The following is a 19,591-nucleotide window of genomic DNA, read 5'->3' as shown; positions in this document are numbered from 1 at the left end:
AAGAATAAATAAAATGACCTTAAAAAGCCTCGCCAAAAGCCGTGAAATGTCGTAGAAAAATCCGTGAAAAAATAAAATTCCACGAAATATCAAGATTTTTATACGGGAGCTTTTCATGGAGAAGGATGCCGCAGCACTGATCACCGAACTCACGGGCCATCTTTTCAGCAGTCTCGACATGGAAACGGCCCTGCACCGCACCTTTGCCTGCCTTGCCCGGCATTTTCCCCTGGATCTCATCCATCTCCTCACCGTGGATCTGACTGCGGACACCCTTCGGTATCTGGCCGAAGCCACGGAAAACCGGGGGATTCTTCTGGATGAAAAGGTGCAGGTCTCCCCGCAGGCCATGGCGGACATCCGCAGCCGTGTGGAAGCCCCCATCTGGCGCATGAACCGCAGCGAAAGCCCTCTTCTGGAAGAGGTGTATCAGCGTTTCCGAAGCCATGTGGCGGGGCCTGAAATCCGCAAAGGAAACAATTATTCCGTGCTGGTGCTGGGGTTCGGCATGGGCGGGGAGCTCATCGGGGCCTTTGGCATGGTGGCCCGCGGCAAGGACAGCTATGACAGAGGCCATGAAAGCCTTCTGCGGGAGATCCGGAAACCTCTCCTTGCCGGACTCCTGAACCTTTTTCGCCACAGGGATGTGCTCTGCCGCAATGAACGGCTGGCGGTGGAAAAACAGCAGCTTCAGGACAGGCTGGGCTATCCCGGCGGCATGGTGGGCCGCTCTCCGGCTCTTCAGGCCGTGCAGGCCATGATCCGTCAGGTGGCTCCTTTGCGGGTGCCGGTGCTGCTTTTCGGGGAAACGGGTACGGGCAAGGAGGTGGCCGCCTCAGCCATCCACAGGGCTTCGGGCAGGGCCGATGGCCCCATGATCCGGGTTAACTGCGGAGCCATCGCGGAAAACCTTCTGGATTCGGAGCTGTTTGGCCATGAAAAGGGGGCCTTTACCGGAGCCATGGAGAGAAAGCGGGGTTTTTTTGAGCAGGCCGACGGCGGTACCCTTTTTCTTGATGAAATCGGAGAGCTGCCCCTTGCCGCCCAGGTGAAGCTTCTCCGTGTGTTGCAGTCCATGGAGTTTTTCCGGGTGGGTGGCCAGCGGCCCATTGCAGTGGATACCCGGGTTATCGCCGCCACCCACCGGGATCTTTACCGCATGGTGGAAGAAGGGCATTTCCGGGAGGATCTCTGGTTCCGGCTGAATGTCTTTCCCATCCGAATTCCGCCCCTCAGGGAAAGGCTTCAGGACATGGAGGCCCTGGCCCTTCATTTCATCCGTAAAAAATCCCGGGAGATGAATTTCGACCCGCCGCCGGAGCTTTCTTCCGACAACCTGCAGGCCCTGCAACGCTACGCCTGGCCGGGAAATATCCGGGAGCTGGAGAACGTCATGGAGCGGGCGCTGATTCTGGGCAGGGGGAGGGGGCTTTCCTTTGCCCATCTGGGGGGCGGAACGCAGAACTTTTCGGAAAGGCCGGGCGAGGCGCAGGAGGCAGAAGAAACCGGCAGGACATCCGAAGGCATAAAGGATTTTCTGACCCTGGAAGAAGCCATGCGCCGCCATATCCTTGCGGCTCTGGATCTCTGTTGCGGAAGGATTGACGGCCCGAAGGGCGCTGCGGGGCTTCTCGCCATCCATCCTTCCACCTTAAGAAGCCGGATGAAGAAGATGGGGATTGTGCTGGAAAGGCGGGCGGAGACCCATCGGCCTGATGCCTTTTGGGGCTGAGGAAGCGCCATGCAAGGGTCCCATGGCGCTTTTGGGGAGAGCAGGGGCTAGTCCTCGGGCAGGCAGCCGATTTCCCGGAGGCCCGAGGCAATGCTTTCCCAGCAGGCCTGGGGATTTTCCAGGGGAAAAAGATGGGCGTGATGGAGGTTTTCCCTGAACACGGTACCCGGACAGCGTTTTTTCCATTCCCGCCACATGGCTTCCGTGAAAAACATGGAGGGTTTGCCCCGGACAGCCACGCAGGGCACGGTGAGTCTTGCAATGTTTTTCATTACATTGGGCGGCTGGGTGTAGTTGTGGGCTTCCCAGATGCTGGGGAAAATCAGGTGCAGCCTGCCGTCTTCTCCCCAGGTCACTCCGGCGGCGAGACTTTCCAGAGCTTTGTCATCGAAATGACGGTAAATCCTGCTTTTTTTGCAGGACTCCAGATAGGATTCCATATCTGGCCATGTGTCGGTTTTACGCAGTGTACCTCTGGCAGGTTCCATGTGATTGATGAGGGCCTTGGGGCTGAGACGGCCAAAAAGCGCGAGCGGACGTGAGACCATGGCCGGTTCGATGAGTACCACTGCCCGGAACAGATCCGGCCGTTTTTCCGCAGCCAGGATGGTGCAGGTGGCTCCCATGGAGTGGCCGATGCCGATGACGGGTTCCCGGCACTGGCTTTCGAGAAAAGCGATGAGGTCATCGGCGTACATCATCCAGTTCCGGTTCCGGGGAGGCTTTCCCGCTCCCGGCCATGTGGCCCTGTAGCCCAGGGCGCTGACGTGCAGTTTCTGGGCAAGCCTTGACAGGAGAGGCTCATAAACGGCCGGTGGAAAGCCGTTGGCGTGGTAGAAATGGGTTTCTATCCCTTTGGTTCCGAAACGGAGCCAGGTGGCGTTTTCCGGGAGTTTTTTCCGGTTCTGGTTGGATCTCATCGGCGCTTTCTTCCTTTTCTTTCTGACAGGAATCATGGGATGCTGTTGAACGGGCCGCTTTTGGCCCTTTACGGATCAAGACCTTATGCCTTGACGCTTTTTCCGGGTAGAGGCATAAGTGACATATTGAGGGTCAAAAAGGACATGGCTGTTTTTTATACTCGGCACGGTCATTTCTGAAACCAAGGGATGAACATCGTGGTTGTTTATTGCTTTCTGCCCTCACCCCCGGCCCCTCTCCCACAGGCTGGGCTTTACCCACAATTTTTATCAAGCCTGTTGAGTTGCAAAAATGTAGTTTTGAGGGTGTCTAAATGCTCTTTTTCCCTCTCTTTCCTTAATGACCTTAAAGTCCTTAAGGTCCTTAAGGTCATTAAGGTCATTAAGGTCATTAAGGTCATTAAGGTCATTAACGACAATACTAACGACCGGCCTCAAGGCCATAAAGGAGCAGGTGGGGCAGACACAATCTGTACCTGCGAATGAATTGCGCAGCCCCTGTTTTCTAAAGGAAGGCCCCTGTGCCTGCTGCCCACCATTTCCTCTATATTCGTACCTCTGATTTCATAATTCCGGACTTATGGGTAAAGATAAGCCCACTGGGAGAGGGTTGGGGTGAGGGTTTCATTAAAAAAATTCAGAACAAAAGTCCCATTTTCAGATGTTTCACAGCTGGGCATCTGGAGTAATAAAAAAGGCCTGCGGGCAAGTAAGGGAGAGAAGGGATGGTTCAGATCCTGCTCATGGCCGAAGAGCGCATGATGGCTTCCCATTTTTTTGGTTTTATGGATGCCTTTTCCATTGCCAACATGCTCTGGCAGCGGATGGAGGAGGGAAGCGCCGGGCTCTTTGCATTCCGGACGGCTTCTCTGGACGGCCGATCCGTCCGGGCGAACGGAGGCCTTGAAATCCGGCCGGATGGCCCGCTGGATGCCTTCTCGTCTGCGGATCTTGTCATTGTCCCCTCATTTTTCATGCCCATGACGATGGACAGCGCACAGTTAACGCGGATCTGCGGATGGCTGCGGGCGCGGCACAACGAAGGCATTCCCATTGCCTCCAGCTGCACCGGCGCGTTTCTGTTGGCGGAGGCGGGGTTGCTGACGGGCAGAACGGCCACCACCAACTGGATGTTCGCTACCTTGTTCAACAGAACCTATCCTGATGTAAAGCTTCAGATTGACAGGATTTTCACCGAAGACAGCGGGGTGTACTGCACGGCCTCATCCACGGCTTATCTGGATCTGTGTCTCCATCTGATCCGTAAATTCGGGTCTGCGGAGCTGTCCCGTCAATGCGCCAGAGCCCTGCTTGCGGATACCTCCAGGTCTTCCCAGCTTCCCTTTATGGTGGCGGATTTCAGGAAGCACCATAAGGATGCGGCGGTTCTGAAAAGCCAGCTCTGGATGGAAAACCATTATGCGGGCAGTATCTCCATGGAAGAAGTTGCGGAGAAGGCCGGGATCGGCAGCCGTCACTTCAAGCGGAGATTCAGACAAGCTACGGGCATGACGCCCCTTGGATACCTCCAGAGTGTCCGGATTGAGAAGGCAAAGGAGAGGCTTGAGACAACGGACGATTCCGTGCACGAGATCATTTTTCAGGTGGGGTATGAGGACATCCATTCCTTTCGCAGACTTTTCAGGCAGCATACGGGGATGACGCCAAAGGAATACCGGAGCCGGTTTTCGCATACCCAGTGGGGGATGGGGCACCCAGCCCCATAATAATCTGAAGGGAATCTGCCATGGGAGTAGAAATACGAGTGCTGTCCACACCAGAAGAGCTGGACGCATGTGTGGCTTTGCAGAAAGCCATCTGGGGACTTGATGATCAGGGCGCAACCTCTCCCATCAGCCTTAAGGTCTGGACCATGCAGGATGTGCAGACCGGGCTTGTTCTGGGTGCGTTCATGGAAAACCAGATGGTGGGGATGATTATTATCCTTGCTACCATGGAACCCGGTCTGGCCTATGGGCACATGCTGGGAGTGCTGGATGCGTTCCGGGATCAGCGTGTGGGCGACCTTCTGCATGGGACCGCGGCAAGGCAATTGCTTGCCAGGGGAATCCGGGAAATGGCCTGGACCTATGATCCCATGGAAAGCCGCAACGCCTATTTTTATCTGAGTCTTCAGGGAGGCAGGGGGATCCGTTACATGGAAGACTGTTTCCATGTTTCCTGTGCCATGCATGCCGGTATGCCCATGGACAGACTTTTGGTGCGATCTTCTATTAAAGAGTCCTTGCAGCACAAAGACGACATCACAGCAGCCGAGGCCATGATCCGCTATCCCCTGGCTTCCCCGACGCACATGCCCCACGCCGATGCCGTGCTTCTCGAAATTCCGGGAGATCTCAAAACCCTGAAAATCCATGACATGGAAAGGGCGTTGCGTTGGCAGCAGGATATACGCCTGATTTTCACAGAATACCTGAATCGGCGCTCCTATATTGCCACCAGTTTTTTTTCAGAAATAACCGGCCTAGGCCGCAAAAGCTATTACCTTCTTTCCCGAAGCGCCTGATCCTCTCTGATCATAAAGTTCATTGGAAGGTGGCATGCGTATGGAAGAAAGCCTTTCCCGTCTTACCCGTCTTGCCTTTGCCAGAGAATCCAATGATTATCTGCACAAGGATGTGGATGAGCTCAGCCTGGTGGAAGACCTTAAAAAAAAGTATGGCCTGAAAAGGGTGCATCGCTTGGATGTGGGCAAAAACATCGACGGTTTTTCTCCGCTGATTCAGGATGTGCTGGAAACCCCTGAGCTTCTGGGTCTTGTCACAGGCAGTCTGACGGAATACCCGGAAAACAGCTATCTGCGTCTTCGCAGGCAGCTTGCACTGCACCACGACATCCCTCCGGAGTGGTTTGTCTTTGGAGCCGGTCTGGAGTCCGTCATTGACCACATCGCCCGTGCGGTGCTGGATCCTGGGGATTTTGTGCTGATCCCTGTCCCCAATTTTGATGTTTTTGAAAACGTATCTTTCAGGATGGGGGCATCTCTTTGCTTTACGGAACTTTTCAACCTGCGCTGGGACGGGAATACCGTGGAGCGTCTTTGTGGGCAGATGAGGGATGGCGCATACAGGCTTTTATGGATCAGCAATCCCATCAATCCCACAGGACAGCACATTCCTGCGGATGCAATTGAAACGCTGCTTTCCCTTGCCTCCAAAACCGGGACTCTGCTGGTTGTGGACGAAGCCTACGGAGAATATGGCGACACCCCGGATCGTATACGAAGCGCCAGTGCATTGCTTAAAACATACCCGAATCTCATGGTGCTGCGAACCTTCTCAAAGATCCATTGTCTGCCCAGCGCAAGGGTCGGCTATATGGCCTCTTCCTCCGAGGCCCTCAGAAGGGCTGTCAATACCTATCGCCCCATGTTTCCTTTTTCATGGTTTTCCCTGTACATGGCCCAGCTTGCGGTTCTGGATACGGACTATGTCAATGAAATTCGCAGGCGTAACCAGGAGCGCAAAGATCGTTTCTGGGCCCGCATCCAAAGGGAGGATTCAGGGCTTCACGCGTTTGAGTTTCTGGATTCGGACACCAATACGCTGATGTTTCGCCACGCAGATCTGGGAGCGGATGCACTGCATGGTTTTCTCGCCGCCCATGGTTTTCTGACCGCCAACCTCAATCGACTTACCGGCATCCGGAATCAGGGTTTTTTGCGAATGACCTTGCATGGGGATGCGGTGAACGAAGAGTTTCTTGATGCCTGTCGCAAGGTGACGTGTTAATAAAAAGAAATTCTTTTTTTGCTGATGATCGCCCTTTTGTATGAGTTGGATGTTCTGATGGTTTAAGGGGCGCATGGGACTCAATACCGGCTAAAAACCCTCCCATGGTAGGGCTGCGGCAAGCGGCGGGGAGATGTAGTGGATCCAAGAGAGATTGGAGGGAAAATGCAAAGGAAGATTTTTGTCTTGTGGCGAGTGCTTGCGGTGGTCTTCTTTCTTTCTACAGGCCTCTGGGCCGGGGAGATCCGGGAGCTCATCGTGCTGCATACCAACGACATGCATGGTCGTGTACTGCCAGGGGATGCCGATGGCATGGGGCTTTCACGGCTTAGCACTCTGGTGAGGGATATCCGTGCGCAGCATGCCCATGTTCTTCTGCTGGACGCAGGGGACGCCCTGCATGGCATGCCCATCGTGACCCTGGAAAAGGGAGCCACCATGGTGACCCTCATGAATGCCATGGGCTATGGAGCCATGACCACGGGCAATCATGAGTTTAATTACGGAGCCAAGCGGGTCCTGGAGCTTGCCGCCATGACAGACTTTCCCATTCTTGCGGCCAATGTGAAAAAAGAAGACGGCTCCCTTCTTTTGCAGGAATATGTGCTGAAGAACTATGACGGCTTGCGGGTGGCGGTTTTTGGTATCGCCACACCGGAAACCCTCACCAAGGCCCATCCCGACGGGGTGAAGGGGCTGCGCTTTGAAGACCCGGTGGCAACGGCGCAACGCATGGTGGATACCCTGAAAAAGGAGGCGGATATCCTCATTGCCCTGGTGCATCTGGGGCTGGATGTGGGCACCCGGCCCGAATACAGAAGTTCGGCCATTGCGGAGAATGTGACGGGCATCCATCTCATTGTGGACGGTCACAGCCATGATCGTCTGGAGCATGGCCTGAGGGTGAAAGATACTTTGATCGTGAGCGCCCATGAATACAACAAGGCCCTGGGAAAGGTGGTCATGCGTCTGGATGGGGAAGGAAATGTTTCCGTTGACGCTTTGCTGATTTCCAGGGAGACGGGCATGGCCGCACCGGAAGATCCGGAACTGAAGGTCCTGATTGATGCCATTGTGGCAAAGCAGGAGGCGGCCCTTTCCGAGGTGATTGGCCGTACGTCCATTCGTCTGGATGGAGACCGGGAACAGATCCGGGTGGGGGAAACCAATCTCGGCAACCTTGTGGCGGACGCCGTTCTGGAAGCCTCCGGCGCGGAGCTTGTTTTTATCAATGCGGGCAGCATGCGGACCTCCGTTGAGCCGGGGGATATCACGCTCAGAAATCTCATCGAAATCCTTCCCTTTGGCAACAATATCGTGGTCAAGAAAATTACGGGAAAGACCCTGAAGGAAGTGCTGGAAACCGGGGCGGCTGTGTTTCCCAGATCCGACGGCTCCCTTCTCCATGTGGCGGGAATGGTTTATGCCATTGACCCTTCAAAACCTAAGGGAAGTCGGGTGCATGATGTCCTCATTGCAGGCAAGCCCCTGGATCCGGAGAAAAACTACCTTGCGGCCACCAATGATTTTCTCGCCGCAGGCGGCAGTGAGATGACGATGCTGAAGGATTTGCCCACCACAAGAGAAGCCGGTGCCGTGGATGCGGCCCTGGAAGCCTATGTCCGAAAGCGGGGCCTGATTCACCCGGTGGTGGAAGGAAGGATTGCGGAAAAGGCGGTGGAAGAAAAAGCCCGGAAGCCGGAAGCCTGTTTTCTGGACAGCCTGAGTCTGTTTTTCCGGACCTTTTCCCCAGCATCTGCGAGAACTGCCGTACCCTGATGAAGGCTGCTCCGGTTCCGTGTAATGGTCAGGGGGGCCTCAGACATGCTGATGCAGGAGTTTTTCCAGTTCCTGCACGAGACTTGTGATGGCTTTTGCGGATTTTCCGGTTTCATCGGCAAGATTTTTCACCTCATCGGCAATGACGGTGAATCCCTTTCCCGCATCCCCCGCTCTGGCGGCCTCAATTCTTGCGTTGAGGCTGAGAAGCTTCAGCGTATCCAGCATCTCAAGGATGTTCTGGGTCTGCTGGATGATCTGCTTGCTCGCTTTTCCGATGGCGGCCATCTGGATGTGGCGTTCCTCTTCTATTTGTTTCCGGGCGCTGATATCCGTTACAACACCTTCGAGAAACAGCACCTCACCGTTTTCGTTCATGACCGCTCCGCCATGCTCATTGACCCAGCGCAGGCTCCCATCGGCGCAGCGGATGCGGTAATCCATATTCCAGTTGCCGTTCCGGCTGATGGCTTCCGCAATGGCCTGATCCACGGATGCGATGTCGTCCGGGTGCATGAGGGAGGCATAGGCCACCCGGCTGTTGCCCTGAAGTTCCGCAGGGCGATAGCCGGTCACCTCACGGGTCATGCCGCTGATAAAGAGCATGGTGTAGTTGGCGTCGTTGAGGCAGCGATAAAGAAAGCCATTCATGCGGTTGGTGATGCTTGCATAGATGTGAAGATCTTCTTCGCTCATGGGTCTTCCTTTGTTTTCAGGATGCCTGGGGCAAGGTTCTGCGTACATGGAGATGTGAAAACGCCGCTTGGCTGGCTCTTTTCCTTATGATGGCGCAGTCCGGTGGAGAGCCCTTCTTTTTTCAGGGTATTTCAGTCCTGAAGAGTCCTGATGGAAGGAGCCGGGCCCTTGAGGGCTGGTGGACGTTAGGGGGAGAGCGTCGAAGCTGATTCCAGAGGAAGGCGGGACAAGGGGTCCATGGAAGCTTTGGAAAAAAGAACCATTAAAAAACAGCTTTATGGTAGATTAGGCCGAATCAGAGGGCAAGGAGATTTTCATGGGGGAAAAAAGGCGGGGATTTTTACGGTGCAGGGGACGCGGTGCGTCCCCTGGTTGCGAGGAATCAAGCCTTGAGAGCGGCCTTCAATGCATTCTCCAGGCTGGAAAAGGAAAAGGTGAAACCTTCGGCGAGAAGCCTTTCCGGAGTCCCCCGCTGACTTGCCAGAAGCACTTCACCGAAGTCTCCGAGAAAAAGGCGCAGGGCAACGGCCGGTACCCGGAAAAAATCCGGCCTCTGAAGGAGTTTTGCCAGGGTCCGGGAAAAGGTGGCGTTGGTCACACTTTCCGGGCCTACCAGGTTGTAAGCGCCCCTTGCCTCCTTTTTTTCCATAAAAAAATCCACAGCCCTTACAATGTCTTCCACATGAATCCAGGGCATCCACTGCCCGCCTGATCCCAAAGGCCCTCCCAGGCCCATGCGGTAGGCGGGGATCATTTTGGAAAGAGCGCCTCCCCGGTCTCCCAGCACAATGCCAAAGCGCATGCAGATCACCCGTACCCCCTTTTGTTCCGCAGCCAGAGCCGCTGATTCCCACTCCACACAGAGCTTTGCGAGAAAATCGTCCCCAGGCCCGTGATCCTCTTTGAGTTTTTCATCCCCGCAGGAGCCGTAGTAGCCGATGGCGGAGGTGGAGATGAGGGTCTGGCCTTTTTTGCCGGACAGGGCGGATACGAGGTTTTCTGTGGTGAGGATGCGGGAGTTTCGCATTGCTTCCATGGAGGATTTTGTCCAGTAGTGAAAAATGCTGCGACCCGCAAGGTTGATGACAAGATCCGCATCCTTTGCTGCCTCCTGCCAGGGACCGGGCTGGGTGGTGTCCGCCTGGATGTAGGTGAGCCTGTCGTGGGAGAGAACTGGGTGGGATGGGGCCAGATCCGTTGCTGAAACCTCCACGCCCTTTTCCAGAAGAGAAGAAAGGATGCGGGTACCCACAAAGCCCGCTCCGCCGGTGATAAATGCACGCATAAGACCTCCTTATGTCCAGGAATCATGGTTTACTGCCGGAGTTGTCCGGATGGATCTTCGACAATATTTGGCGATTTTTGACAAGCTTTGTCTGCTTTTTCTGGATAACAGTAATATGAGCCGTTTTCAGAAATGCTTTTCTGTGCAGGAAGACGAAGCGCCACCGGGTTTTCGGTTTGAGTCAACGACACCGGAAGAGCTCCGGAGAGTTTGGCTTTGGAAAAATCTTCGACGGTAATATGTGCGTGATGCGTCTATGAAAAACAAGCATACAGAAGGTGGCGTTTTGATACAAAGAATTTAAAAGAGTTTGCAAAATATTCTGTGGCATACTCCTTGTATGCATGGCGATGCTCGGGGTATTTTGGGAAACGTCTGCAAACGAAGGAAAGAATAGCATGATTTTCAGGATGAAAACAAAACTGGCGCTTATTACGGCGGGTATGTTGTTGAGTACAGGCCTTTGCCTGGGGCTGGTTGCCTTTATGAATGCGGACACAATGGCAGAAACTCTTGTGGGGACCACCCTGCAGAGCAAACTTGAGGGAGATATACGATCCTCCCGCCTTTACCTCAGGGAATACTACGGAAAGGTGGGTTTTGTGGATGGAGAGCTTGTGGATAGGGAAGGTCTCTCCATCCGGAATCGTTTTGACCTTGTGGATGCCATTCAGAGGGATCTCGGGGTTGTGGCAACGGTTTTTGTGCGGGATGATCGGGATTTTAAGCGGATTGCCACCACGATTTTAAGGGATAACGGTGAACGCGCCGTGGGTACCCTGCTGGGAGTTCAGAGTGCTGCCTATGGGTCAGTCATGGAAAAACGGCGTTATACGGGAAGGGCGGAAATTCTCAATGCACCCTATCTGACGGCCTATGATCCCATTTTGGATGAAAACCAGGAGCTGATCGGCATTCTTTTCATCGGTATTCCCGAAGCGGATGTGCGCGCCATTATCAAAAGGGGGCTTCAAAGCCTTGTCACAGGCGTTGCTTCCTTTTTTCTGTTTTTTCTTCTCCTTGCCCTGATCACCCTGCATTTTGTTCTGGGGAAAATTGTGGCGCCCATCCTTCAGGTAAGCCGGGGGCTTGCGGATATTGCCCAGGGCGACGGCGACCTCACCATGCGGCTTGCCGTGCACAGCAGGGATGAGGTAGGGGATCTGGCCGGATGGTTCAATACCTTTGTGGAAAAGCTCCAGGGGATTGTTCGGGATATCGGTGAAGGGGTTGAAACCCTGGCCGCATCGTCAGCAGAGCTTGCTGCGATCTCGGATCAGATGCAGGGCGGTGTGGTGGAGGTTGCCGGACGGACGGGTAAGGTGACTCTGGCTTCGGAGGAAATGAGCGCCAGCATGTCCCGATCCGCCGCAGCACTGGAACAGTCCAGGATGAACACCAGTCTTTTGGCTGCGGCTTCGGAAGAAATGTCGGCAACCATTGGAGAGATCGCAGGAAACGCGGGACGGGCCAGGGGAGTTTCCGATGATGCGGCGCGGAAGGCTTTCAGCATGTCCTCTCACATGGACAGCTTCAAGGGGTCGGCTGACAGCATCGGAAAGGTCATCGAAACCATTACGGAGATTTCGGAGCAGGTGAATCTTCTGGCGCTGAACGCCACCATTGAAGCGGCTCGCGCCGGAGAAGCGGGCAAAGGCTTTGCTGTGGTGGCCCATGAAATCAAGGAACTGGCTAGGCAGACCGCCCAGGCCACCCAGGATATCCGCTTGAAAATCGAGGATATTCAGAACACAGCTGCCGTCACCATCCGAGAAGTGGGCGAGATTACCAGGGTGATCAGGGATGCCAGTGATGCCGTGGGAAGCATTGCCGCTTCTGTTGAGGAACAATCTTCCGTGGCAAGGGAAATTTCGGGTAATGTGGGCGATGTGGCCGGGGGCATTGATGTGGTTCATGAAAACGCAAACCGGAATGCCTGCGCTGTGGATCAGGTCGCCAAGGATATGGCGGGCATACGCCATGCCATGGACGCCATGGAAGAAAATGGCAGCCAGGTGAGTGCAAGTGCAAAGGGGCTTTCGGAGCTTTCTGAAGCGCTGAAAAAGATGGTGGGACAGTTCAGGGTCTGAAAAGGAGGGCGACAGGCCTTAAAAAATAACAGCCTGTCGCAAACCCCTATACGTGATTACGCAGGGCCAGTTCCGCAGGATGGGGGTTCATGTAGGTCTGGCGGGCCAGATAGGCCACATCATATTTACGGACATGGTGCCCGAAAAGGGTCATGGGAACAATGAGGGGAAGCTGACCCTTATGGTAGCGGGTGATGAGATCGAGCAGTTCCTTTCGTTCCGCATCGGGCAGAATCTGTTTGAAGTATCCCAGCATGTGCTGAAGCACATTGGTGTTTTTCCTGGCCGTACTTTTACGGCTTAAGGCCTGGAGCAGCAGGGTTTCATATTCCCTGAAAAGATCCTTGGCCTCCATGGCCTTGCCCTTTGCCACCAGACGGCCCATTTCCCGGTAATGCTCCGTGCTGTGGGCCAGGATGAGCAGCTTGTTGTCCGTGTGAAAGGCCACAAGATCCCCAAGCTTCATGGCTTTTCTGGCTTCCCGCCAGCGGGTGAGGGCAAAGATCCGGATGATGAAATTTTCCCGCAGCACAGGGTCGTGCAGCCTGCCATCCTCTTCCACGGGGATGAGGGGAAAACGCTCCATGAAAGCCTTTGCAAAAATCCCGACCCCGGTCTTGGTGACCATATGTCCCTTCTCGTTGTACACCTTGACCCGCTCCATTCCGGAGCTGGGCGATCCTCCCTTGAAGATGAATCCGCAGAGATTTTCCTTTTCCAGTGCATCCAGGCGTTTCCGGGCCCAGGCCTGCATGGCTTCCGTATGATCCTCGCCGGTTTTGCGGGTTAAAAGCCGAGGGTTTTCAGGAGGCCCCACAAGGCGCAGGGATTCTCTGGGAATGGGCATGCCACATTCCACTTCCGGGCATACGGGCAGATACCGTACGTATTGGCCCAGGGTCTGGATGATGTAGGGATCCCGTTGATGCCCGCCGTCATAGCGGACGGGATTTCCCAGAAGGCAGGAGCTGACGCCAAGGAGGATGGACTGGGGCATGGGATTTTCCTTAAAGAAGAATAAGGGTGAGGAGGGCTCCGGTTTTGATTTCAGGCCCCCATGGGAATGATCAGATTCCCGAATTTAGCACAGGCGGAAGGGGAGAAACAAGAACCATGGGGGGATACGGGTAAAACCCGAAGAAAATGCAGGGGCTGATTTTTCCATACACATTGACTTTTTGTATTGTATTTTGATTTTTTATCGAAAAAATCATTTTGACCTCTGCCTCCCATAGCAGGTAACCATGCTTTGATTTTCCGGGTATAGAAAAAACCAATTGCATGGGCAGAGACCTCGGATTTCCATCGGATGCTTACGGAAAGGTGAGGGACAAGGTTAGCCTGAAAAATTAAAATCAATGACATAAGGAGCGGGGAGAATGAAAAGGTCAGTGGGATGTCTGGTACTGGGTCTTCTCATGATGGTCACAACGGCCATGGCAGGAGAGAAAACGGGGCAGGGCCTTAAAATCTGGTTTGATGTGGGCGGCCCTGTGGGCGGCAGCTACAACACGGTGGTGCAGAACGGAGCCAAGGCCGCAGCCCAAGACCTTGGGGTGGATTTGACTCTGGTGTATTCGGACTGGCATCCGGAAAAAATGATTGAAAACTTCAAAAAGGCCGTGGCCGTGAAGCCGGATGGCATTGTTGTCATGGGCCATCCCGGAGATGCCGCCTATGCGCCTTTCATTGACGAGGCCCGCAAAGCCGGGATTCTGGTGACTTCCTGCGACACCCCCCTTCCCGAAGCCCAGGGAAAATACCAGGCCGAAGGTTTCGGCTACATCGGCCCGGACAATTACAGTCAGGGCAAGGCCATGGCCGAAGAATCCATCCGGCGTTTCAGCCTGAATAAGGGAGACCGGGTTTTTGTCTGGGGCCTGAAACGTCTTCCCACGCGGGGACGCCGGGCTGTGGGCATTCTGGAAACCCTGGAAGCCCATGGCATCGTGGTGGATTATTACGAGATTTCACCTGAGGTGGATCAGGATCCTTCCCTGGGTGCTCCTCTGGTGACGGGATATCTGGCCTCCAGACCGGATGCAAAGCTCATGATCATTGACCATGGCTCCCTGACGGCACAGATGGAAAGCATTCTGCGCACCGCAGGGCAGAAGCCGGGTGCTGTGGCTGTGGCGGGTTTTTCCCTGTCTCCTGCCACGGCAGCGGCCATCAAGAACGGGTATGTCCATCTGGTGGGGGATGCCCAGCCCTTTTTGCTGGGCTATCTTTCCGTTGCGCAGATTGCTCTGACGAAAAAATACGGATTTTCCGGCCTCACCATTGATACGGGCAGCGGTTTTATCCACGCAGGCAATCTTGGTCTGGTGGAGCCTCTGGCGAAAAAGGGCCTGCGGTAATTTTTTAAGTTCTGCATGGGTTCCCATTTTTCAGTGGGAGAGGGAGTTTTTGAAATAAGTTCCACAGCAAGCATGAAGCCAGAACATTTCATTTTTGAGCAGTCGCTTGTTGAATAATCAATTTTTCAAATCACATGCTGAATTCCATGGGCTTTGTCCTTGATTAAAAAAGGGCAGAGCTTCATGGCTTTCAGGCTTTCTGGAACACAAGGCCGGAACGTCCGGCCTTCGCCAAAGTTATGGAGACCCATGGAGCCTCTGCTTTTGGTGCGCAGTCTTAAAAAAAGATATGGTCAGGTCATCGCCCTTGCGGGTGTGGATCTGGATCTTATGCCTGGGGAGGTTCTCGGCCTTCTGGGGGATAACGGAGCCGGAAAAACCACCTTCATCCGTCTGATTTCCGGGGTGGAAACTCCGGACGGGGGCAGCATGCACCTTCAGAACCGCAGCATCGACTGGAAACGCTATACTGTTTCCAGTGCAAGAAAGCTTGGGGTTGAAACCGTGCATCAGGATCGCGCCCTTGGGGAAAAACAGCCCATCTGGAGAAATTTTTTCATGGGCCGCCATTACAGCAATGCTTTGGGTTTCATTGATGCAAACCGGGAACGACGGGAAGTGGCGGAAGTGCTGAAAAAGACCCTGGGCCTTTCCGGAGCGGGTCTGCACCCGGATGCGCCGGTCTCCGTTCTTTCCGGAGGGGAGCGTCAGGGCCTTGCCATTGGAAGGGCCATGTTTTTTGATGCGGATCTGGTCATTCTGGATGAACCCACCACGGCGCTGGCCCATGGGGAAGTGGAAAAGGTGCTGCGCTTTGTGGAGGAAATCCGGCAAAAGGGAAAGGCTGCGATCATGGTATCCCATAATCTGGCCCATGTGCATCGCTGCTGCGACCGCTTTGTCTTTTTTGACCGGGGCCGTACCGTGGGCAATTACAGAAAAGAGGACCTCTCCCTTCCGGAACTCATCGGTCTTTTTACGGGTTTTGCGTCCGAAGGAGGCCTTGGATGATGGGGTTTCTCTATGAAAACCGCATCCAGGCGGCGGTGACCTTTATCCTTTTTTTTCTTGTTTTTCTCTTCATGCTCTTAAGTCCGCAGACCTTTCTTTCGGGCAGGATCTACATGGCCTACATGGCCACAATTCCCTTTGCCGGTATCATGGCCCTTGCCATGACCTTCGTGGTAACCGCAGGGGAGATTGACCTTTCCTTTCCTTCCGTACTGGCCGCTTCAGGCTATGCCTTTGCCGTTTTTTTTGAACTCACGGGTATGCCCCTTGCCGGGGTGCTGGCGGGTCTTGCCGTGGGCGTTCTTGCGGGGCTGCTCAACGGCCTTCTGGTGGTGGGAATGGGCGTGCCTGCCATCATCGCCACCATCGGCACCCAGTTTTTCTGGCGGGGGGCGACCATCCTTGTTGCGGACGGTCTGGCCCTCAGCCTTACGGAAATCCGGGGAACCCTTTTCCATGATCTGGTGGCGGGACGTCTCTGGGGGATTTTTCCCGCTCAGTTTCTCTGGTTTGCGGGCCTCTTTGTGCTGTTTGCTCTGGTGCATTCCCGCCATGTTTTCGGCGATGCGGTGCGTTTTGTGGGGGACAACGCCCTTGCCGCCCGCACCATGGGCATTGCCGTAGCCCGGACCCGGATTCTGGTGTTTGTACTCATGGGCCTGTGCGCAGCCCTTTCCGGTATCCTGCTGACAACGGAAATGGCTTCCTGGTGGCCCACCCAGGGCGAAGGCTATATGCTCATTGTCTTTGCCTCGGTGTTCATCGGCGGCACGTCCGTGTACGGAGGTGCGGGAACCATGTACGGCACCCTGGTGGGGGCCATCATCATCGGAATCATTGAGGCGGGTATTCTGGCCTCTGGTCTTTCGGGTTTCTGGACCCGGATGGTGCATGGCTGTGTGATTCTTTTTGCCGTATCCCTTTTTGCCTGGATGCAGGCAGGATCAAGGAGATTGTGATGACAAAGGACGATCTTGAAGAGAGGGTCCGCTCGGCCCTTGCGCCCTTTGCGGCGCTGGGGGAGGGCTGTCTTCTGGAAATGGCGGAAGCCCAGGAAAAGGGCATCGGCGTGGTGGGACTTTTCTGCCTTTTTGCTCCGGAAGAGCTGATCCGGGCCGCAGGCCTGATTCCCGTCAGCCTCTGCGGTAAAAAGGAAGATCCCATTGCCGCTGCGGAGGTGGACCTGCCAGCGGCCCTCTGTCCCCTCATCAAATCCAGTTATGGCTATGCCATCACAGGCACCTGTCCTTTTTTTGCGGCTTCGGATCTCATTGTGGGGGAAACCACCTGTGACGGCAAAAAAAAGATGTTCGAGTTTCTTGGCCAGAGCCGGGATGTCCATGTGATGCAGCTTCCCTATGACAACAGGCGTGAAGGGGCGTTTGCATTCTGGCAGGGGGAGGTTGCGGTTTTACGGGATCGCCTGGAAGGGCTTGCGGGAAGAAAGATTGCAGACCGGAACCTGAGAGAAGCCATCTGCCTTCTCAACAGACGCCGGGAATGGATGCGGAAAATCGCATGGATGATGGCTTCCGATCCTCTGCCCCTTTCCGGCTCTGAGATGCTGCTGGTGACGGAAAGCCGCAATTACGGGCTGGATGTGGAGGCCTACATCGGGCTTCTGGAAAAGCTGTACGATAATCTTCAGGAAATCGTTGAGGCGGGCGGGCGAAAGTCCTTGAAAGGCCGTAAGCGCATCCTCCTCACGGGATGCCCCATGGGAAAAGGATCGGATAAGATCCTGAATCTCCTTGAGGCTTCCGGCGCTGTGGTGGTGGTTCAGGAACACTGCTCGGGCGTGAAGGGTTTTTACCGCAGCATTCCTGAAACGGATGATCCCTTTGCCGCCCTGAGCCGTTACTATCTGGACACCCCCTGCGCCTGCATGAGCCCCAATCCGGAACGGATGGCCCTGCTGCGCGACCTTGCAGATACCTTCCGCGTGGATGCTGTGGTGGATGCCTGCCTTTTCCACTGCCACCCCTATATTATGGAAAGTCGCCACGTGAGCCGTATCATGGAGGAAACGGGCCTTCCCTGTCTGCATCTGGAGACGGGGTATTCGTCTTCAGATACGGAAAACCTGCGGGTGCGGGTGGAAGCCTTTCTTGAAATGCTGTGATCCTTTCACATCTCAAGGGATACGGCTTTCTTCATCTGACCGGAGGGTTTTGCCCAGGCGGTACACCCGCAGGCCCCCAAGCAGCCAGGCCCTGGACGAGATTCTTTCCTGTTCATATCCCATACGCTGATACAGGCGAAGCGCCGCTGCATTGCCCGAAGATACATCCAGGGTGATGCGGTGCGCGCCACAGCTTTTTGCCCTTTCTTCGGCCTTGGCAAGGAGCCTTGATCCCGTCCCTTTTCCCCGCAGCTGCTCCGATACGGCCAGAGCCTGAAGATACCAGTCTTTTGGATTGTGTTCTGACATGGCTTCGAAAAGGGGGAGGGCGGCGAGGGCCAGAATACCCGCCCGCCAGATCTGTCTCCCTGCGGCCCAGCGCAGTACAGGGGAAAAATCGGCCATGACTGCTGCTTGCATACCGCTGAGTACGGCCACGGGTTTTTCGTCAAGTTCCGCGATCAGCACATGCTCCAGGGAAAGGTCATGACCGGGAATCAGGCTGGTCTGTGCAAGAATTTCTTCGTACTTCGAGCCGAGCAGAAAACGCGGGAGACCATCACTGGCGATATTGAGGCATTGCGCAAAGAACAGAGCATCCTCCAAAGTGGCAGCGGCCGGTCGAAAATCAAGGGGCAGATCCTGGGGTATTTTCATGGTCATTCAAAAAGGGTCACCTTTTTTGCTTTTTAGAAGTTTATTCCCATCTTGATTGACACTTCTGGCGTTGTCCGGACCTTGAACGTGTCTGTAGCGAACGGGATGTCTTTATCGCCGCCGATGGGTATGTGGACGGCCGCCCAAGGATTCAAATAGAAATGGTCATTGAAACGGAATGTGTAGCCCCCTCCGAGAGTAAGAATGTCAGTCCTGTAGGTTTTTTTGATGCCGCTGCTCTTTTCCTTAACTTTTCCATCCCAGGTCTCGTAACCCGGACCAATCCACCAGCCTTTGAATCCATCTTTAAAATAGTAATCCACAATGTAGGCATTAACGTTCAGTTCATTGTCCTCGAAGCCAGATTGAGTTGCAAAGCCTGGGGTGGTTATGTTTGTGCGAACAAATCTCGTTCGCCATTTACCATAGCCAGCCACGGCGGATAGGTAATATCCATCGAATGCATATGGAACCAGATCCAATTCCGTTCCAATCATCCATCGTTTGGGTACCTGCTCATCTGCTACAACGGGCGATGTAACAAGTAGACAAACAAACATCGTCGACAAGACCGTGAGTAATTTTTTCATTCGTCCTCCAGCATAATGAACTGAGCGCGGACTGCTTCCGGTTGATTATTTCATGGGGACTTTCACACTTCCCTATGAGCTGAGAGAACTTGCATACCGGAATCAAAAGAAGGTGTACAGATTCTTTTTTTCATGTGTTTCCAGTGCACTGAAAGACTTTGGTCTAACTCCGAAAAACCTTGGAACAGAAATTGGCATGACCATAGTGCTTCATACCCATTCGAGAAAACTTGAGTATCATCCCCACCTGCATGTGGTGGTTTCGGGTGGAGGAATTGATACAGACAGGAGACAGTGGAAGAAAAAAGACCGGAAGTATCATTTTCAATGAAAAGGCCCTGACAAAGGTTTTTGGTGCCCGCTTCCTTGATGCTCTGAACAAAGAAAGTCTGACGGTACCGGCAGGAATCCGGTCGGAATGGGTGGTACATTGCACGCGGGTTGGAAAGGGCCTCCCCGCCATCAAATACCTCTCACGCTATCTCTACCGGGGAGTGATATCGGAAAAAAATATCCTTTCCAGCAAAGAAGGAAGGGTAACCTTCCGGTACACCGAAAACACGGGGAACATTCAGTACAGGACGCTGAAGGGCGAGG

The 19,591-nt window shown here is 54.4% G+C and carries 18 protein-coding genes; 12 read left to right on the top strand and 6 right to left on the bottom strand.

The annotated features are described in order from the left end of the window. Positions 1-115 precede the first annotated feature (115 nt). Positions 116-1,732 (top strand): sigma-54 dependent transcriptional regulator, encoded by a 1,617-nt coding sequence (locus RBR60_RS04615; protein ID WP_320354707.1) that lies wholly within the window; start codon positions 116-118, stop codon positions 1,730-1,732. Between the two features lie 47 nt (positions 1,733-1,779). On the opposite strand, the gene RBR60_RS04610 is transcribed toward RBR60_RS04615, so the two are convergent. Beyond that, complete coding sequence (locus RBR60_RS04610; protein ID WP_320354706.1) at positions 1,780-2,652, bottom strand: alpha/beta hydrolase; 873 nt, start codon at positions 2,650-2,652, stop codon at positions 1,780-1,782. Positions 2,653-3,377: 725 nt separating this feature from the next. Between RBR60_RS04610 and RBR60_RS04605 the strand changes: the two genes are divergently transcribed. The 4 genes from RBR60_RS04605 to RBR60_RS04590 all read left to right on the top strand — a co-directional run bounded on the left by RBR60_RS04605 (position 3,378) and on the right by RBR60_RS04590 (position 8,183). Further along, on the top strand, positions 3,378-4,379 hold the full coding sequence (locus tag RBR60_RS04605; RefSeq protein WP_320354705.1) for a GlxA family transcriptional regulator: 1,002 nt from the start codon (positions 3,378-3,380) through the stop codon (positions 4,377-4,379). 20 nt (positions 4,380-4,399) lie between these two features. Then, positions 4,400-5,179, top strand: a complete 780-nt coding sequence (locus tag RBR60_RS04600) for a GNAT family N-acetyltransferase (protein WP_320354704.1) — start codon at positions 4,400-4,402, stop codon at positions 5,177-5,179. 40 nt (positions 5,180-5,219) lie between these two features. After that, positions 5,220-6,404, top strand: coding sequence for a histidinol-phosphate transaminase (locus RBR60_RS04595; RefSeq protein WP_320354703.1), 1,185 nt, complete (start codon positions 5,220-5,222; stop codon positions 6,402-6,404). Between the two features lie 165 nt (positions 6,405-6,569). Then, the gene (locus tag RBR60_RS04590) at positions 6,570-8,183 is read left to right on the top strand and encodes a bifunctional UDP-sugar hydrolase/5'-nucleotidase (protein WP_320354702.1); all 1,614 of its coding nucleotides are present in this window, start codon (positions 6,570-6,572) and stop codon (positions 8,181-8,183) included. 39 nt (positions 8,184-8,222) lie between these two features. On the opposite strand, the gene RBR60_RS04585 is transcribed toward RBR60_RS04590, so the two are convergent. Further along, a complete protein-coding gene (locus RBR60_RS04585) occupies positions 8,223-8,879 on the bottom strand; it encodes a PAS domain-containing protein (protein WP_320354701.1) in 657 nt (218 codons plus the stop codon). Between the two features lie 382 nt (positions 8,880-9,261). Beyond that, positions 9,262-10,164 carry a TIGR01777 family oxidoreductase gene (locus RBR60_RS04580; protein ID WP_320354700.1) on the bottom strand — a complete coding sequence of 301 codons (903 nt, stop codon included), beginning with the start codon at positions 10,162-10,164 and terminating at the stop codon, positions 9,262-9,264. 398 nt (positions 10,165-10,562) lie between these two features. Between RBR60_RS04580 and RBR60_RS04575 the strand changes: the two genes are divergently transcribed. Beyond that, complete coding sequence (locus RBR60_RS04575) at positions 10,563-12,254, top strand: methyl-accepting chemotaxis protein (protein WP_320354699.1); 1,692 nt, start codon at positions 10,563-10,565, stop codon at positions 12,252-12,254. 46 nt (positions 12,255-12,300) lie between these two features. On the opposite strand, the gene RBR60_RS04570 is transcribed toward RBR60_RS04575, so the two are convergent. Further along, entirely contained in the window at positions 12,301-13,251 is a 951-nt protein-coding gene (locus RBR60_RS04570) for a DUF523 and DUF1722 domain-containing protein (RefSeq protein WP_320354698.1), read from the bottom strand. A 382-nt stretch (positions 13,252-13,633) separates the two neighbouring features. Here RBR60_RS04570 and RBR60_RS04565 point away from each other — a divergent pair, with 382 nt between their 5' ends. From RBR60_RS04565 to RBR60_RS04550, 4 genes are all read left to right on the top strand, one after another. Further along, a complete protein-coding gene (locus RBR60_RS04565; protein WP_320354697.1) occupies positions 13,634-14,614 on the top strand; it encodes a substrate-binding domain-containing protein in 981 nt (326 codons plus the stop codon). A 249-nt stretch (positions 14,615-14,863) separates the two neighbouring features. Next, on the top strand, positions 14,864-15,625 hold the full coding sequence (locus tag RBR60_RS04560) for an ATP-binding cassette domain-containing protein (protein WP_320354696.1): 762 nt from the start codon (positions 14,864-14,866) through the stop codon (positions 15,623-15,625). Beyond that, positions 15,622-16,584, top strand: a complete 963-nt coding sequence (locus RBR60_RS04555) for an ABC transporter permease (RefSeq protein WP_320354695.1) — start codon at positions 15,622-15,624, stop codon at positions 16,582-16,584. The genes RBR60_RS04560 and RBR60_RS04555 overlap by 4 nt, the downstream gene beginning before the upstream one ends. After that, complete coding sequence (locus tag RBR60_RS04550; protein ID WP_320354694.1) at positions 16,584-17,747, top strand: double-cubane-cluster-containing anaerobic reductase; 1,164 nt, start codon at positions 16,584-16,586, stop codon at positions 17,745-17,747. Before RBR60_RS04555 ends, RBR60_RS04550 begins: the two co-directional genes overlap by 1 nt. Before the next feature lie 12 nt (positions 17,748-17,759). Here RBR60_RS04550 and RBR60_RS04545 read toward each other — a convergent pair whose 3' ends face one another. Together RBR60_RS04545 and RBR60_RS04540 are read right to left on the bottom strand one after the other, a co-directional pair. Then, entirely contained in the window at positions 17,760-18,410 is a 651-nt protein-coding gene (locus tag RBR60_RS04545) for a GNAT family N-acetyltransferase (RefSeq protein ID WP_320354693.1), read from the bottom strand. 26 nt (positions 18,411-18,436) lie between these two features. Continuing rightward, a complete protein-coding gene (locus tag RBR60_RS04540) occupies positions 18,437-18,994 on the bottom strand; it encodes a hypothetical protein (protein WP_320354692.1) in 558 nt (185 codons plus the stop codon). 196 nt (positions 18,995-19,190) lie between these two features. On the opposite strand from RBR60_RS04540, the gene RBR60_RS04535 reads away from it, so the two are divergent. Together RBR60_RS04535 and RBR60_RS16795 are read left to right on the top strand one after the other, a co-directional pair. Continuing rightward, positions 19,191-19,325, top strand: a complete 135-nt coding sequence (locus tag RBR60_RS04535) for a transposase (RefSeq protein ID WP_320354691.1) — start codon at positions 19,191-19,193, stop codon at positions 19,323-19,325. After that, on the top strand, positions 19,261-19,591 hold a 331-nt coding region (locus RBR60_RS16795), incomplete at its 3' end, for a transposase (RefSeq protein WP_413815449.1). The genes RBR60_RS04535 and RBR60_RS16795, both read left to right, overlap by 65 nt.

Origin of the sequence: Desulfobotulus sp. (genome assembly GCF_034006065.1) — a bacterium.
In the GTDB taxonomy this organism is placed as follows: domain Bacteria; phylum Desulfobacterota; class Desulfobacteria; order Desulfobacterales; family ASO4-4; genus Desulfobotulus.
Note: the sequence above shows the minus strand (reverse complement) of the source record. Positions and strands in the feature narration are given on the sequence as shown.